Source organism: Helicobacter pylori, assembly GCF_003636935.1.
Lineage (GTDB): Bacteria > Campylobacterota > Campylobacteria > Campylobacterales > Helicobacteraceae > Helicobacter > Helicobacter pylori_CH.
On the sequence record NZ_MVVH01000019.1, the window covers coordinates 1 to 15,601 of the forward strand.

The following is a 15,601-nucleotide window of genomic DNA, read 5'->3' on the forward strand; positions in this document are numbered from 1 at the left end:
ATATCGCTAAATACACCAGATTAGTGGAGCAAAAACCTCCTTACCCACGACTAGAATACCTGCAAGCTTTAAAATTGGATCATAAAATTCTAATAGATGATTTAGCTAAAATGAGCAAAGACAGAGATTATAAGCCTGTGTTCAACCCTAAATCTAAAGAAGTCTTAAAGAATTTGAACGCTGAAAAAAGAGCGAGTTTAGTGGATGAGAGGGAAGAGCAAGGGGTTAAGGGGAACACAAAGAGCCATGATGAAATAGAGCCAGCTACAGAACAAGTGATTGAAAAAGAAATAGAAAAAGGAGCTGAAATTATCTATTCTAAGGAAGTTGCAACCACTAATAATGTTGATTACTACGAGAACGAACAAGAAGTGGAAATTACTAAATCAATGGGTAGAAGATGAGAAAGCAGTCTAACAAACTCTTTAGTTTTTTAAATGGCATTAAGTGGCGTGATTTACGCCTTATTATGCGAGTAGTCAAGCTAGTGAAACGATTAGCTAAGTTTAAATAATGGGAAAACAATGTTTGAATTAGGATTTTTTCTATTCTTAGGGCTTTATATTATCAATTCTATCTACTTGTATAAAGCCCTAAATAGCACCAAACAATCTCAAGAAGATTTTATGAATAAGCATAGCGAATTATTAGAAAGCTTGTTTGATGATGTAAGCGAGTGCGCAAAAAGAGATTAGAAATCTTAGAACAAAAATCAATTAAGGAGTTAAAGCAATGAATTACGATGTTTTAATGGGATTTTTAGCACTAATCTTGCTAATTCTTTGGTATGCCTATGGATTAAGGCAATATCTTAAATTAAAAGATAAGAATAAGAGATTAAAAGAGAAATTACAACGCTGTAATTGCAATATTAAAATTCCTAGTATTCTTGAAATGGCATATAAACCTATCATTATGGATATTAAGGGGGAATTGCTACCACATCTTACAGAGAGTTATAGAAAATCAAAATTTAAGGAGTAATAACAATGAGCAATACAGAAATAAAGCGTAGCAAATAGGCTAACGAAAAAATGGAGTTAATTAAGAAATTGGAAAAAGAAAGCGAAGTTTTAAAGAAAGATTTACAACAACATTCAAACGAGCTTTTTAAAATGTTGATTATTGATAATGAAGATTTGTTTAAAGAGCAATTTGAGATTATGTTTAAAGCATGGGTTGAAATCGTAAAAATGATGTTTGAATTAACCAAAAAAAACCAAATTTGATGGCGAAATGATTGGCTACACAGAAGAACTTTTAACCTTTTTAGTTAGAGATTTTTTTAATGGGATTTTTAAATCCAAAGTAATACCTAAAATGCCTATTTTTTGCGGTGATGTTAAATACGAAGATTTTAATGCTCTAAGAAGTTTAGTTTATCTTTCTGTGCTTGAGTTGGAAGAAACGATAAATCCTAATAAAATCCCATTTTAAAGGAGCAATCAAATGAATAACAGCGTCATCATTATTGAAAGTCCTAATAAGGTAGCTAAGATTAGAGAAATCACAGGAGCTAAGGTCTTTGCTACCATAGGGCATTTTATGCAACTTAAAAGCTATGATGAAAGTAATGGCTTTAAGCCGACTTTTGATTATGACCAAGAAAAGAAAAAACATATTTTTGAGATGATAGAGGTGTGTAAAAACAAAAAGGTTTATATCGCCACTGACACTGATAGAGAGGGCTATGCTATAGGCTATATGTTTTATCAAAAAATCAAAAATGTAGCTAGTTCTATTTATAGGGCGGAGTTTTTTGAAATCACACCAAGTGGGATTAACAAGGGATTACAAAACGCCCTTTTATTTGAAAACACCAATAAGCAAATGTATCAAAGCGCTTTAGCAAGACGAGTTGCAGATATGCTCTTAGGTTTTACGCTATCCCCTTATTTAGGTAAGGCTTTAGGACAAATGAAAGGTAGTAGTGTTGGGCGAGTGCAAACCCCTTGTTTAAAACTCATTGTAGATAGAGACAGAGAGATTGAAAAATTTAAGGCTTTACCTGAAAATGAGAAAGTAAGCTATCAAATTCAAGCTAAGATTAACGATAGTGCTAACAGAGAAGTAACTATCAAGCATTGTGATGAAAAGGGCGAAGAGATTAAATTCAATGATAAAGAAGAGGCTTTAAAACTCTTTGAGAGCTTAAAGGATAATAAAGCTTGTCTTTTAAAGAATTTAAAAAACTCTGTTGTAGAGACTAAACCTAAAAAGCCCTTTATCACTTCTACGCTTTTAGAAAAAGCAAGTTCTATGCTTGGTTTAAGTATTAGCGAAGTGCAATCACTAGCTCAAAATCTCTTTGAGGCTGGACTGATTACTTACATTAGGACAGATGCGGAAAGTTTGAGCGTGGAGTTTTTAGATGAGGCAGAGAGCTTTTATGCACCTATTTATAAGGACTTGTATTTAAAAAGAGAATACAAGGCTGGCAAGCAAAGCCAAGCAGAAGCCCATGAAGCAATTCGCATCACACACCCCCATACTGCTGAAGATTTAGAAAGCATAGTCTATAATGCTAATATTACTAATCAAGACGCTTTAAAACTCTATCAACTCATTTTTGAAAGGACTATTGAAAGTCAAGGCAAGAATGCCATTTATGACAAGCAAGATTTGCTCTTTAAAATCAAAAACGAGTATTTTAAATGTTCTGTAAAGGGTTTAAAAAGTGCTGGATTTTTAGCAATGTTTTCTAAAAAAGAGCTAGAAAATGATGAAAGTAATGATGATAAAGACAATAAAGAAAAAGAACAAAACGCACAATTTAATCTAAAAATTGATGATGTGTTAAGTCTAAATGACTTAGTTTTAGCCACCATTAAAAGAAATGCCCCAAGTGCTTATAAAGAGGCAGATTTTGTCAAGCTTTTAGAAAATAAAGGCATAGGCAGACCTAGCACTTATGCGAGCTATTTGCCTACGCTTGTAAAAAGAGAATATATCAGCATTAGCCAAGATAAAAAACACATTATTACGCCTACACATAAGGGTAAAAGAGTGGTAGAAGTGTTTGAAAATGCTTATCAATTCATTATTGATTTGACCTATACTAAACAAATGGAAGAAGTGCTAGATGAGATTGTAGAAAATAAAAGCTCTTATGTGGATTTTATCAGCAATTTAAATTCTAAATGCCCTAAGATTGAAAAGCTAGAAAGAAATGATGATGAGATAAAACCTAGCAGTGAAGGACAAATCACTTATATAGAAAATATTTTAAGAGATTTGCAATTAAATTTAAGCGAAGAGTTTAAAAACTACAAAGAAGACAACAGAGTGGCTAAGGCGTTTTTAGACCGATACATTAAAGAGCATGAGTTTTTTAAGAAAAACAACAAAAAGGCTAGTAGCTCTAATAATGATGAAAATAGATCCGCTACGCCTAAACAAATTAGCTTTGCTGAGATGTTAGCTAAAAAGCATAATGTCAAGCTCCCCAAAGGATTTAAATATAGTATGAAAGTGTGTGGGGATTTTATCAATGAGTATCATAAGAAGTAGTAAGTGAAATTTTGCTAAACTAGAACCTAATTAAAACTAATGAGGGAGTTTAGCATGCTTTATATTCCACCCACTTCAAAAGAAGTCTATGTTAGCTCTATTGTGGCTTTAAATATCCATAGCCCACAAGGCACAGGAGATTGGCACAGTAGCTATGCTTTAATGGAGAATGCGTTTGATGATATAGGGGTTTATATCTATGGTGAAAAACAAGCTCATAATACTAATAAACTACTAGGCAATCTAGGCATTATAGATGGCACAGCAAGGCTCAATAAAATGGGCTATTACCCTAAACATACTCCCACTTATATTGCAGAGCATCCAAGAGCTTGTGTAGATTGTCTCTATGTTTCTGTATTGCAAACTGGAAAGCTAGGGGTTGTTATGCTAGATGAATGGTTTCCTAGTATTGAAGATAAAGAGAGCGTCTATGCTCTTATAGAAGTGATGAAACCCAAATTAAACAAGCAAGAAAGAGAGAATTTGGATAAATGGATAGCAAGAAACCCCATTATAGAGTGAGTTTAAGCGAACAAGCTCTTAATCATGAAAAACTGATGAGAGCCATTGTTAAAAATCTAGCCGACACCCCTATGGTATTAAAAGGCGGAACAGCTTTGTATCTAGGCTATGGCTTAAATCGTTTTTCAGAAGATTTAGACTTTGATTGTCATAAAAAAATCAATCTCTTAGGCAGAGTAAAGAGTGCTATTCCTAATGGCATTATCTTAAATGATATTCATATTAAAAAAGACACTGATAGTGTGGGGCGTTATATGGTGCGTTATGCTACCAAAGACAATAAAGAAGAACAAACTTTAAAATTAGAAATATCTTATAGAGACGCACCAAAAGAGAGCGAAGTCAATGTGATTGAGGGAATGCGAATTGCTAAAATAGAGCGTATTATTGATAACAAACTCTGTGCTTGCTTTGATGGGGAGCATACAAGAACTAAAGCTAGAGATTTATTTGATTTGCATTTTTTAGCCAAGCATTATGAAGAACATTTTAACTTAGATTTAGCAAGTCGCTTAAAAGATTTTAGCAAAGACCCTGATAAATTAGTGAGCGATTATTTAGTAGATGCAAAACTAGATGCTTTATTAAATCAAATTATGGACTTAGAAGAAACAGCCCTAGAATTAGGGGTAATGGCTCAACTAATACATAAAAAACTTGAAAAACAATCTCATTCCCCTAATGCCTTGCAAGAGCAACAAGGCTATAGTAATAATGATAATAGCCTAGACAATTCTAATGAAAACACCTACACACCTAAGCGTAGGCGATAAGTAACCTTATTGAGTGGGTATTTGATAGTTTTTAGTTGTTTTGTCTTGTTAATTTAATTCTATTTAAAACTACTTAAATACCCTTGCTCTCTAAAATCTCTTTAAAACATTGTTGCAATTTTTTAGAAAATGGCTCTTTTTCTTTGTCATAGTCTTTTCCTAAGCTGATATAAAGTGCGGTGTCTTTGTCTTTAAAGTCTTTGATTTCTTTTGTAGGTTTATAACTCAAAAATTCTCTAATCTCTTTAGCATAACCTTTTACTAAAACTTGCAATAAGTCAATGTCATAAGAAAATTTATCTTTAAGGATATTTTGAGCGATTTCTATTAAGCACTCATCATAGATTTCTACACTTTCATTAAACACTTCTTCTACATCACTTTCTTTAATACCATTTAAAAATAGATAGTAATTAAAGAGCCTATCTTCTTTTTCTTCATTTAGCCATTCTAAATCATCTTCATATTCTTCTTCATCTATAGGCTTAAAATCACTAGGAATAGTGCTTTCATAATCAATAGGACTAAACTTACACATCAAGCGTGAAATAAGAATTTTAGGGGCATTCTCATTGCTTATCTTAGCAAACACCATATTGGCTAAGATATTAGCTAAGATTAACTTCTCTGCTAAACTAGCTTGGCTGATTTCTTGTTCTAGTGTATCCTTAAACTTTAAAGGGGTGTCTTTATAGATTATCTTATGCGTAAAAAATTCATTCAAGTTCATTGTTTTCATTATTGCCCTTTTCTTTGTTTTGTAATCTTTCTAGTTGCTTTAAAAGCTTTTGCTCTTGGGTGTTTTTTCTGTGTTTTAAATGCCTAATAAGCGCTTCTTCAATAAAAGTGCTTCGCGTCTCTTTAAATGAGCCAAATTCTAGCAAAAATTCATCAAGTTCTTTTATCACACAAGGACTAAAGGCAATGTTAAAGCTCTTTTTCTTATCTTCATCTAACAAGCTTTTTTTACGCCCCCTTTTTTTAGGGATTTTTACTTCCTTTGTGCTAGGCTCTTGTTTTAGGGGGGTATCTTGGGCTTGTTCTTCTTGTTCTTCAAACTTCTTTTTTAGCTCATCAATTTGTTGTAAATCCATACTTGTATGCTCCTTATTGTGTTTATTTTTGTGCTTTTTAACTCTTCTAAAACGCATGTCTTTTCTCTTTTTCTAAATGGCTTTTTAATTCGTTATAAAAATTAACCCACTCATTGATAGCCTTTTTATCGCTGTATTCTATGACCCCTAAGCCTTCGTTTACACTGCGCTTATAAACAATGCGCTCACTCAAAGAGCTTTCTAAAAGTGTAATCCTATCGCTAGGGTTATTTTCTTTAATAAACTCTATTAAGGCTTGTCTTTCTTTTAGGGTAGGAATAGTAGGCATTCTATTGATGACAATTAAGGCTCTTAGATTTTCATTAAGCTCTTGGAGTTGCTCAATTCTTTCTAGCATATTAGCTAAGACTTCAGTGTCTAATTGGCTAGGAGTTGTTGGCACTAGCACAATATCACTTAAAAGCATAGCTTTTTGGGTTTCTTTGCTGTATTCCCCCTTAGTATCAATAAGGATATTTTCATACTTAGATACCATTTGCTTTAAAGTATCGCTAAAGCCACTACTACGATTAAATAAGCTAAAAGTGGGGCGTTCTTTTTCAGCACGAATTGTAGCAAAAGTTTCCATAGACTTTTGGCTATCTGTATCTAAAACAACCACTTCTTTATTGTCTTTGAGTAATTGCACGGCTAAGTTTAAACAAAGCGTGCTTTTACCACTGCCACCCTTTTCATTAGCAATGCAAATGGTCATGTTATTTTCCTTATTTTAGTTGTTTTAAAAGTATATCACAATTATATAGATTTTGAATTAACTTTAAACAATTTGATTGTTTAAGATTGTTTATATAAACATAGTAAATAATTAAACTTAGTAAGGGATAATAAAACTATGTTATTTAAAGAGTATTTAGTCTTTAATTTAATATTACAATGTTAAAAGAATTTATTCTTATTTAGCTTATATCATTAAACTATTAATAAATTAAATTATCAATTAAATTTAAAGCATTTTAAGCGAACTTTCTCAAGAAATTCTAAGGTTTAATTTGTCTTTTTCATTTTTAAAAAAAGTTTTTTTAAACATTAAAAAGGAGCAAAAAACTATCATTTTAGCTTAAGATTAGCTTAAATTTTAACTTTTTTTCATTAAATTTTTATGTTTATTTACTTTTCATTTACTTTTAGATTAAGTTACGCATTTTAGGGGGTTGCATGGTTTGAGCCTAAAAAATGTGTGCGTACACACTTGTGTTTTTTGCTTAAAAATAGCTTAAAAAGTGGCATATGTGTACGCACACACTTTGAAAAAGTAAATAAGTCAAGACCTTGATTTCCTTGTAATTTTAATGGCATTCTAAAAAGATTTTTTAAAAACAAGGACAGAAAAAATGACACAAGATTTTTTAGAACTTAAAGAGGGAAAATACCCTATGAATGAATGGCAAATGATAGAGTTTATGCAAATGGGAGTAGAGCCTAAAAGCGAACAAGAAACAAAAATAGAGTTAGAACATTCCTTAGAAAATGAAGTCAATAAAAACAAGGAGCATTAAATAAAAGCGTGGAATGAAATGGATATTAAAGAGCAAAAAGAGGTTTTTGCTAGGTTTTTAGCGAGCGAAATTGCTAAAAGTTTAGAATCTGGATTAGAGTTTAAGCCAAATAATAGAGCTTATAATGGTAATGCTGGCAATGCCTATAATGGCTTAAATTCTCTTATTTTAGATGCCAAGCAACATGAGAATGGCTATGAGAGTAATGTTTGGGTAGGTTTAGATGATGCCTTAAAACTTGGGGCAAACCCTAAAGAAGTGGAGCATATTAAAAACAACACTAAGAGTAAAAATAATCCTAATGGCTTTTATGATAAGGCAAGTATTGCTTATATTAGAGATTATGAAATGCGCTATGTTAAAGCAAGAGATGAACAGGGTAATTTAATCCCCCTTAAAGACAAAGAGGGCAATCTTAAGCATTATTCTAATGGCGAAGTGATTTATGAGAATGAAAAAGTTCCTCAAAGAGACAAAGAGCAATATCAAGTATATGCAAGATGACAAAACGCCCTTTTACGAATTTAAAAAAGAAAAGATAGACATAGAGCCGACTTTAGAGATTAAAAATCTCTACAATGTCAATGTTTTTCAAACGCTAGACAAAACTAAGCTTAAAGAATTAGACCCTAAAACTTTAAGAACACAATACATTAGCAATACTTTCTCTATGAATAATCAAAATTTGGTGATTTATGATTTATCCAAGCATTTGAATGAAAAGCAGTATAACAAAGTGCTAGATTATGTCAATCAATATGGGGCAACCCATCATGAAAAAAGAAAGCAACACAAAATCTATCAAGAACCACAGCAACAAATTGCACCTAATATAGACAACAATGCCAAAGAAAACAACACTAAAGAGCCAAACAACAATGAAATGAATATGGCAGAGTTTTCTAAAATGCTTGAAATGGCTCAAAACAATCCCCAAATGTTAGCGATGTTGCAACAAACTCTTAATAAAGGAGCAGAGCAACAAAAGTATGACCACTACTTTGCTAATGATGAAGTAGTGCTTACTCAATCTAAAGGCAGGGGCAGATAATGCAAGATTTTATCAATGGATTTTTAAAGGCGTGGAAAGCTTGGAGTGATGATGGAAAGGACGCTTTTTTAGAGAGTTTTTTAGATGAAGTTAAAAATTCTAAAAATGACCCCACCAATTTTTTAGGCATTTTAGAACAAGAAATCAAGTCTTTAAGCCAAGAGGGCTTAAAAGATGACATTTCTTCTATGCTAGAAGTCATTGAGAGCATGAAAATGAAATCTCTAATACAAAAGACAATGAAAATGTAAGCGATTTTTTTAATGCGTTCCAACAAGAAATCAATGAAGAGCAATCTATCTCTAATGATAATCCAAGCGAGTTTGTAGAAAGTTTAGAAAAAGTGATTGTTGAGACACAAAATTCTAGCGAAAATGAAGTAGAGCTTACAGAAGAAAAAAGCTTTTTAGAAATGAGCGAAGATGAGTATTTATGAATACCAACAAGAGCAATACATACAAATGAATGAAGATGATGGCATTGCACGAGTTAGTGCCAAGTTAGAACAACAAGAGCTTGAAAGAGAAGAGGCTGAGCTTGAAAGTAAGGCACTACAAGATTATGAAGAAAATCAAATTCAAAGAACTGAAGAAATTAGTATTGCAGAGCATGAAAATAAGCTTGAAAAAGAAGAGCTAGAAAGATACGCCCTAGAGGGCGAAAATAAAGCCCTAGAGCAATATTATGAGAGCCAAAACCCTGATACTCTCTATGAGCAACAAGTTTTTCAAGAGCAAGAAAAAGAGCTTTTAAACCAGCAAGACTTAGAATTAGAGACATTAAGAGATAATAATACCAAGCAAGGTTTGGATAATGAAAGTGCAACACTTTTAGAGAGTTTGCAAGTTATAAGAGATGAAACAAACGAAGTTATCACTTTTTTAAATCCTAATGAGCTTGAATTGCTAAGACCTACAGGAGAAAATACTACAAGTAAAATCGCTTCTATTGCTTTAGAAGAAAGCAATAAGCTTAATGAAAAAGAGCCTAACACACAAGAACAAGGCGAATACGCACAAAAAGAGCAAGAAAAGAAAACACCTAGCAATGATATAGACCTTAAAGACAAATACGCTAGTTTGCATAGTTTCTTTAAACAAACCGAGCTTGATATTAAGCAAAAACGCATTAAGACTAAGCTTGATTTTAAAGAGAGCTTTTTAAATTACGCTAAAAACCACATGAATGAAGATGAATTGAAAGTCTTATTAGTAGTAAGCCAAAAAGAGCCAACCAAGCTCACTAAAGAGCATATCAATTTGATTAAGGATTGCTTAGAACAAGCACATGGTAATAAGCACATGCAAGATAAGGGCTTGCAATTAAGCGTTAAGTCTATCTTGGGACACCAATTAGAAAAAGAACACCACGAAGTCTTAAAAGATTATTTAGCTAAATCTAAAGATAGCTTAGAGCCTATGGATAATAGAGTGTATGAAGTGATGCGAAAGCATTTAGACAAGCAACAAGCAAAAACACTCAAAAATTTAGATAGCGCCACTCAAAGTGTGGGGGTAAATGCTATCAAAGAGCAAAATAAGGCTAATAAAAATTCAGAGCAACCTAAAAACTCACAAAATGAGCCAAGACAAGAGACTACTAACGCTCAAACTAATAGCACCGCTACACAACAAGAAAACACAAAACAAAACCAAGCTATAGAGCAAAATGGCACTACTCAAGCAAAAGAGCCACAATCTAAGCAAGAGCCAAAGAAAACCTTGCATCCTGATGAACCATGGCTAAATTATGACCCTAAAGCTCACAAATGCTTACAAGAACGCCAAAAAGAAGAAATCCAAGAGAAAGCACAGAGTAATAACAGCGATGAGCCTTGGATTGAGTTTGGTAAAAAAGAACAAGCTAGAGCTAAAGCACACTATCAAGCTATGCTAGAAAAAGAAAAAGCTAAAGAATTAGCTAAAGAGCAAAATAACGCTCAAAAAGAAGTGAAAAAAGAAATGCCAACTATAGATTATGGCTACACACAAAATACGCTCTCTAAGAGCAGAAGGCGTTAGGAAAATCCTATGAGTTATATCCCTAATCTCACTGCCTTGCCTTTGCATGAGATTTTATTAGATAATGGCTATGTTATCAACAAAAATAAGCATAGCAAGAATAACCCTTGCTTAAAGCATGAAAACGAAGAGGGAAGTTTAGTCATCTTTAAAAATCAAAATAAAGATGGCTCAATTAGTTACACCTACAAAGAAACTCATACCGATAAGGTTGGTAATATCATTACTTTTTGTAAGGATAGAAATATCAGCGTTGAAGACTTACTCGCTGGGAAGTTAGAAGGCTATCGCAATAAAAAAGATACTCTACAAGCAAGGGATAACTCTAGCGAAAATAACGAAGAAATTCAAAAAATCATCAATGAGTTTAAAAACCTTAAACCCTATGATTTACAAAACGCTACACTCATTAAAAAGCGTGGCATTGATACAAAGCTATTAGAGTCTTATAAAGAGCATTTAAAAACGGACAATTTTAATAATCTTATCCTTGCTACCTATTTAGCTTTTGAGAATAAAAATCTTAATGTCATACCCATTCATCAGTGTGGGATTAACAAACGCCCAAATACTCCCTTAAGCACAGACAAAGAGGGCAACATAAGAGACAAGCCATTAAAATCTATCGCACAAGGAAGTAAAGGCATAGAAGTCTTGTTCCCTAATAATTTAAGCTTAGTTAAAAATGTCATTGTTACTGAAAATATCTTTGATAGTCTAGCTTATTTAGAGTTACAAGGTTTAGAGCCTAAAGAGAGCGTTTTAATTAGCACCGCAGGGCAATTTAATGCACAAAAATTAGAACTCTTTTTAAAAAGTTTTTTTAAGCAATTAAAAGGGCGACAACAAGGAGCGTATAACCATTATCTAAAACAAGAAGAACAATGGCAAGAATTAGTGAGACAAGGCAGGGCTAGTGATGATTTTAATAGCGTGGTAGTAGAGACTTACACTGACATTATTAAAAATTATCAAAGAGAAAAAAATGCTCTTATTTACAACAAGCAAGTTGAAAGAACTAGAGAATACAGAAAGCCTAAGCCTGTTAATAAGCCACAAGATAGTTTTAATGTCATCTTAGCCTTTGATAATGATATTAAGGGTAAAAGATACAAAGAAAAATGCGAGGGTATTTTATATGCTCTTACACAGCAATTCCCCACTATCTATACGCCTTTTTCAAAAGATTGTAATGATGATTTGAAATTAGCACACATTATAGAAAATAAGGCGATTAACATTGACACTATGGCGGAGTTTTTAGAAAGCTCTTTAGAAAAATTAAAAGACAACTACACTTCAACACAAGAAAAGGAAAATATCATGGATAAATTAGAACAAATTGATAGCATTAAGCCCTTTAATGAAAGGCTTAAGGGCATTTTAGAAAATGCTAAAGAAAATTTACAAGCACAAAGTTGTGTTAAAGGGAGGGGGCGATGAATTTTTTTGACACCCTTATGGGCATGTTTGTTGAGCCATCTCAAAAAGTAGCCAAAAGTCTTGCTGAACATGTGGGTAGCTTTTTTCATGCACAACTCATTTTAAACACCATTATTACTATTTTATTTATGATATGGGCGTATAAGCGTGTGAAAGAGGGCGATATGTTTGAGTTTAAAACCGCTATGGGAGTGGTTGTATTCATCGTGTTTGTGGGGTTTATCAATTGGGGGATTAGAAATCCTAATGATTTTAACACCTATTTCATTAACACGATATTTTATCCAGCTGAAAAGCTTGCTATACTTATCGCTCAAAGCTTAAATGATGGCTTAGAAATTCCTACCAATGCTAATGCTAGTCCTAGTGAAACCTTTAACATAGGCAATCTAGTTTCAAGTGCTTATGCAATGATAGTTAATCTGTGGGATAATGCTTTTGATGGTATTAGCATGTTTAATTGGCTCACAATGATACCTAAAATAATCATGTTTTTTTTAGTGATTTTAGGGGAATTATTGTTTTTAGGCTTATTGCTTATTATTGTGTTATTAGTTACAGCAGAAATTTTTATGTGGTCAGCATTAGGTTTAATTGTATTGCCTTTAGGTTTAATCCCCCAAACCAAAGGCATGTTATTTAGCTATCTTAAAAAGCTCATTTCCCTTACTCTTTATAAACCTTGTATGATGTTAGTAGCTTTTTTTAATTATGGAATAATCTATAAAGTCAATGCTTTAATCCCCACTAAACACGAAGTCACACAAGGCTTTTATGGCAATGCGGATAAAATGGCAAATGAGGGAAAAATTATTGATGCCTTTGGCAATGTCTTAAAAGGAGATTGGAACTCGTATATAGCCCATAGTTCTATTGTAGGCTTTTTAACCATTATTGTTTTAGGTTCTGTGATTTGTTTCTTTCTAGTCAAACGAGTGCCTGATTTTATCAATAATATCTTTGGCACAAGTGGAGGCGTGGGGGCAGTAACAGAAATGATGCAAAAAATTGGCATGACAATAGGCGGAGCTGTATTTGGGGGTAGTGCAGTTATGGTTGCTAATCAAGTTAAGCAAGCCTATCAGAGTGCTGGGGGCGGACTAGCAGGACTTCAAGCTGGAGCTAAAGCTCTTGGACTTGCTGGACTAAGTGGAGGGGCAAATGCTGTAAATGCAAGAAGCGCTAAAGCTGGTGTGAGACACTTTGTAGCAAGTGTTAAAAGTGGCTTTGGATTTGATAATGATAAAAATAACAAATGAAAGGTTTAAAAATGAAAAAATCAATTTTTAGTGCGCTTTTTAGCGCTCTTTTATGTTGCAAAAGTGTCTTTGCAGAGGGGAAACTCCTTTGATTGTCAATGACCCAGAAACCCATGTAAGTCAAGCCACTATCATAGGCAAAATGGTAGATAGTATCAAAAGATACGAAGAGATTATTTCTAAGGCTCAAGCTCAAGTCAATCAGTTACAAAAAGTCAATAACATGATAAATACGACTAATTCTTTGATTAGTAGTAGTGCTATCACTTTAGCCAATCCTATGCAAGTTTTACAAAACGCTCAGTATCAACTTCAAAGCATTAGATACAACTATGAGAATTTAAAGCAAAGCATAGAAAATTGGAACACATAAAATTTGCTAAGAAACAAGTATTTATCGCAACAATGCCCTTGGCTTAATGTCAATGCTCTTACTAACAATAGGATTGTCAATCTTAAAGATCTCAATAACCTAATCACCAAAAATGGCGAACAAACCCAAACCGCAAGAGATGTGCAAAATTTAATCCAATCTCTAAGTAGCAGTGGCTATGAAAACATGCAATCACTTGCTGGGGGATTGAGTGGTAGAGCGTGGGGGGAAATGTTGTGTAAAATGGTAAACGATAGTAATTATGAAAGCGAGCAAGCTCTTTTAGCAACAGGCAATAACTCAGAAGAGCAAAAACGAAGATTTTTGCTTAGAGTAAAGAAAAAGGTTAATGATAATAGGCAGTTAAAAAAGAAACTTGACCCATTTCTAAAAAGACTTGATGTCCTACAAACTGAGTTTGGTGTAACTGACCCTACAGCTAACCATAATAAGCAAGGGATACATTATTGCACAGAAAATAAAGAGACAGGTGAATGCGACCCTATTGAAAATGTATTTAGGACAACTCGCTTAGATAACGAATTAGAACAAGAAATCCAAACGCTCACACTTGATTTAACCAAAGCCCCCAATAAAGACGCTCAAAGCCAAGCCTACGCAAATTTCAATCAAAGGATTAAATTACTTACTCTAAAATATTTAAAAGAAATTACCAATCAAATGCTCTTTTTAAATCAAACAATGGCAATGCAAAGCGAGATTATGGCAGATGATTATTTTAGGCAAAATAATGATGGCTTTGGGAAAGAAGAAAACCATATAGACAAACAATTAACGCAAAAAAGAATAAACGAAAGAGAAAGAGCTAGAATATACTTTCAAAACCCTAATGTTAAATTTGACCAATTTGGTTTTCCCATTTTTAGTATATGGGATTAAGGGTTTAGTGATGAGAGATAGAATAAGTATTTTTTTTCCAAACTATTGCTATTTTAGCGGTAGTGTTGTCATAGGACTTTACTTTATTCTTAATACATCCCCAAATCTTATTTCTCCAAGTTTCTGGGACTTTTGCCTTACCAAAAAATCCCCAATCTTTATGAATGGGATATTTAGAACCATCTATTTCCATATTACAGCCCATAACATATTCTTTTTTGATATTGGTTAGCTCTATCATATTTAACAACTCTGTGTTTGACATTAAGGGTTTAATATTATTTGAACTATGAAGCTGATATTTGGGTTTTAACCAAGTAATTTTATAATCGTTTTCGCCACTCATATTAGCCATAGCAGATAAGGTTTGTCTAGTATCATAAGTGCTTTCTTCAAAATCTTTTTTATATTGTCTAATATAACTTCTTTCGCCAAAGGCTAATATCTTTCCTTCATCACTATATTCTTTAATGCCAAGTGCTTTATAAGTATTCTCTCTACTTATACCCCCAAAGCGTTCGTGCCAATCATCAATAAAACTTTCAGCTCCATTATCAAAAGCGTTCTCAAGCATGGTTTGAAGTTGCTTTTTATTTGGGAATTCTTTAGAGTGTTCTTTCATTTCAAAAGCCATAAATTTTTGCCTTAAAACTTTAGCTTTTTCTTTAATTTCTTTGATTTTTTTTGCAAGTTCTTCTTTATCTTTAGTGTCTTCTTTATTGATTAAATTAAGGGCTTGTTTATGTTTTTCTTCTTCTACGCATTCAAAAATCTTTTCTCTATATTCTTGCGGAATTCTTGCGGAAATTCTTTAGATAAATTCCAACCACTATTCAAGTATTGAGAGACGTCCACCTTAGCATTACAGCTAGTCAGCGTATCTTCTTTGATATTGTGTAGTTTTACTCGTTTCAATAAGTCTTCATCGCTTAATAAAGGCTTTGCCATTAAGGGAGCAGTAGCACCTAGTAAAACCCCAGCTAATAAGCTTGTTTTTAAAGTTTTATTCAAACCATTTAATTTAATCATTTTTCTATTCCTTTTAACTTAACTTGAATTGTAATCATTATAGCATAGAAATTTAAAGAAATACTAATAACAATTAATATTAAGTTATTTTGTATGTATTTAGTAG

Annotated in this window: 13 protein-coding genes and 5 pseudogenes; 14 read left to right on the top strand and 4 right to left on the bottom strand. The window is 32.9% G+C overall.

The window, feature by feature from the left end; all coding sequences use genetic code 11:
• The 8 genes and pseudogenes from EAL87_RS07635 to EAL87_RS07670 all read left to right on the top strand — a co-directional run.
• Positions 1-404: pseudogene (locus tag EAL87_RS07635) on the top strand (helicase); the annotation flags it as partial.
• 120 nt (positions 405-524) lie between these two features.
• The gene (locus EAL87_RS07640) at positions 525-695 is read left to right on the top strand and encodes a hypothetical protein (RefSeq protein ID WP_240444250.1); all 171 of its coding nucleotides are present in this window, start codon (positions 525-527) and stop codon (positions 693-695) included.
• A 37-nt stretch (positions 696-732) separates the two neighbouring features.
• Positions 733-984, top strand: a complete 252-nt coding sequence (locus tag EAL87_RS07645) for a hypothetical protein (protein WP_120914176.1) — start codon at positions 733-735, stop codon at positions 982-984.
• A gap of 68 nt (positions 985-1,052) precedes the next feature.
• A complete protein-coding gene (locus EAL87_RS07650; RefSeq protein ID WP_232262579.1) occupies positions 1,053-1,229 on the top strand; it encodes a hypothetical protein in 177 nt (58 codons plus the stop codon).
• Positions 1,230-1,236: 7 nt separating this feature from the next.
• On the top strand, positions 1,237-1,437 hold the full coding sequence (locus EAL87_RS07655) for a hypothetical protein (protein ID WP_120914178.1): 201 nt from the start codon (positions 1,237-1,239) through the stop codon (positions 1,435-1,437).
• 12 nt (positions 1,438-1,449) lie between these two features.
• Positions 1,450-3,510, top strand: a complete 2,061-nt coding sequence (locus EAL87_RS07660) for a type IA DNA topoisomerase (protein ID WP_120914180.1) — start codon at positions 1,450-1,452, stop codon at positions 3,508-3,510.
• 54 nt (positions 3,511-3,564) lie between these two features.
• Positions 3,565-4,035 carry a hypothetical protein gene (locus EAL87_RS07665; protein WP_000965788.1) on the top strand — a complete coding sequence of 157 codons (471 nt, stop codon included), beginning with the start codon at positions 3,565-3,567 and terminating at the stop codon, positions 4,033-4,035.
• Entirely contained in the window at positions 4,005-4,808 is an 804-nt protein-coding gene (locus EAL87_RS07670) for a nucleotidyl transferase AbiEii/AbiGii toxin family protein (protein WP_120914182.1), read from the top strand. The genes EAL87_RS07665 and EAL87_RS07670 overlap by 31 nt, the downstream gene beginning before the upstream one ends.
• A gap of 73 nt (positions 4,809-4,881) precedes the next feature.
• Here the strand turns inward: EAL87_RS07670 and EAL87_RS07675 are convergent, their stop codons facing one another.
• The 3 genes from EAL87_RS07675 to EAL87_RS07685 are packed head-to-tail and all read right to left on the bottom strand — an operon-like array spanning position 4,882 to position 6,617.
• Positions 4,882-5,547, bottom strand: coding sequence for a hypothetical protein (locus EAL87_RS07675; RefSeq protein ID WP_120914184.1), 666 nt, complete (start codon positions 5,545-5,547; stop codon positions 4,882-4,884).
• Positions 5,525-5,902, bottom strand: a complete 378-nt coding sequence (locus EAL87_RS07680) for a hypothetical protein (RefSeq protein ID WP_120914190.1) — start codon at positions 5,900-5,902, stop codon at positions 5,525-5,527. The genes EAL87_RS07675 and EAL87_RS07680 overlap by 23 nt, the downstream gene beginning before the upstream one ends.
• Before the next feature lie 46 nt (positions 5,903-5,948).
• Entirely contained in the window at positions 5,949-6,617 is a 669-nt protein-coding gene (locus tag EAL87_RS07685) for a ParA family protein (RefSeq protein ID WP_120914186.1), read from the bottom strand.
• 637 nt (positions 6,618-7,254) lie between these two features.
• Between EAL87_RS07685 and EAL87_RS08090 the strand changes: the two genes are divergently transcribed.
• The 6 genes and pseudogenes from EAL87_RS08090 (at position 7,255) to EAL87_RS08290 (ending at position 14,466) form a co-directional block, all read left to right on the top strand.
• Positions 7,255-7,419 carry a hypothetical protein gene (locus tag EAL87_RS08090; RefSeq protein WP_000189763.1) on the top strand — a complete coding sequence of 55 codons (165 nt, stop codon included), beginning with the start codon at positions 7,255-7,257 and terminating at the stop codon, positions 7,417-7,419.
• Positions 7,420-8,470, top strand: a pseudogene (locus EAL87_RS07695) (ArdC family protein).
• Positions 8,470-10,491: pseudogene (locus EAL87_RS07700) on the top strand (hypothetical protein). Before EAL87_RS07695 ends, EAL87_RS07700 begins: the two co-directional pseudogenes overlap by 1 nt.
• A 9-nt stretch (positions 10,492-10,500) precedes the next feature.
• Positions 10,501-11,934, top strand: coding sequence for a toprim domain-containing protein (locus EAL87_RS07705; protein WP_120914188.1), 1,434 nt, complete (start codon positions 10,501-10,503; stop codon positions 11,932-11,934).
• Positions 11,931-13,193 carry a type IV secretion system protein gene (locus EAL87_RS07710; RefSeq protein ID WP_001008753.1) on the top strand — a complete coding sequence of 421 codons (1,263 nt, stop codon included), beginning with the start codon at positions 11,931-11,933 and terminating at the stop codon, positions 13,191-13,193. The genes EAL87_RS07705 and EAL87_RS07710 overlap by 4 nt, the downstream gene beginning before the upstream one ends.
• Positions 13,190-14,466 (top strand): annotated as a pseudogene (locus EAL87_RS08290) (hypothetical protein). Before EAL87_RS07710 ends, EAL87_RS08290 begins: the two are co-directional and overlap by 4 nt.
• Positions 14,467-14,470: 4 nt before the next feature.
• Here EAL87_RS08290 and EAL87_RS08405 read toward each other — a convergent pair.
• Positions 14,471-15,495, bottom strand: a pseudogene (locus EAL87_RS08405) (hypothetical protein).
• Between the last annotated feature and the right edge of the window lie 106 nt (positions 15,496-15,601).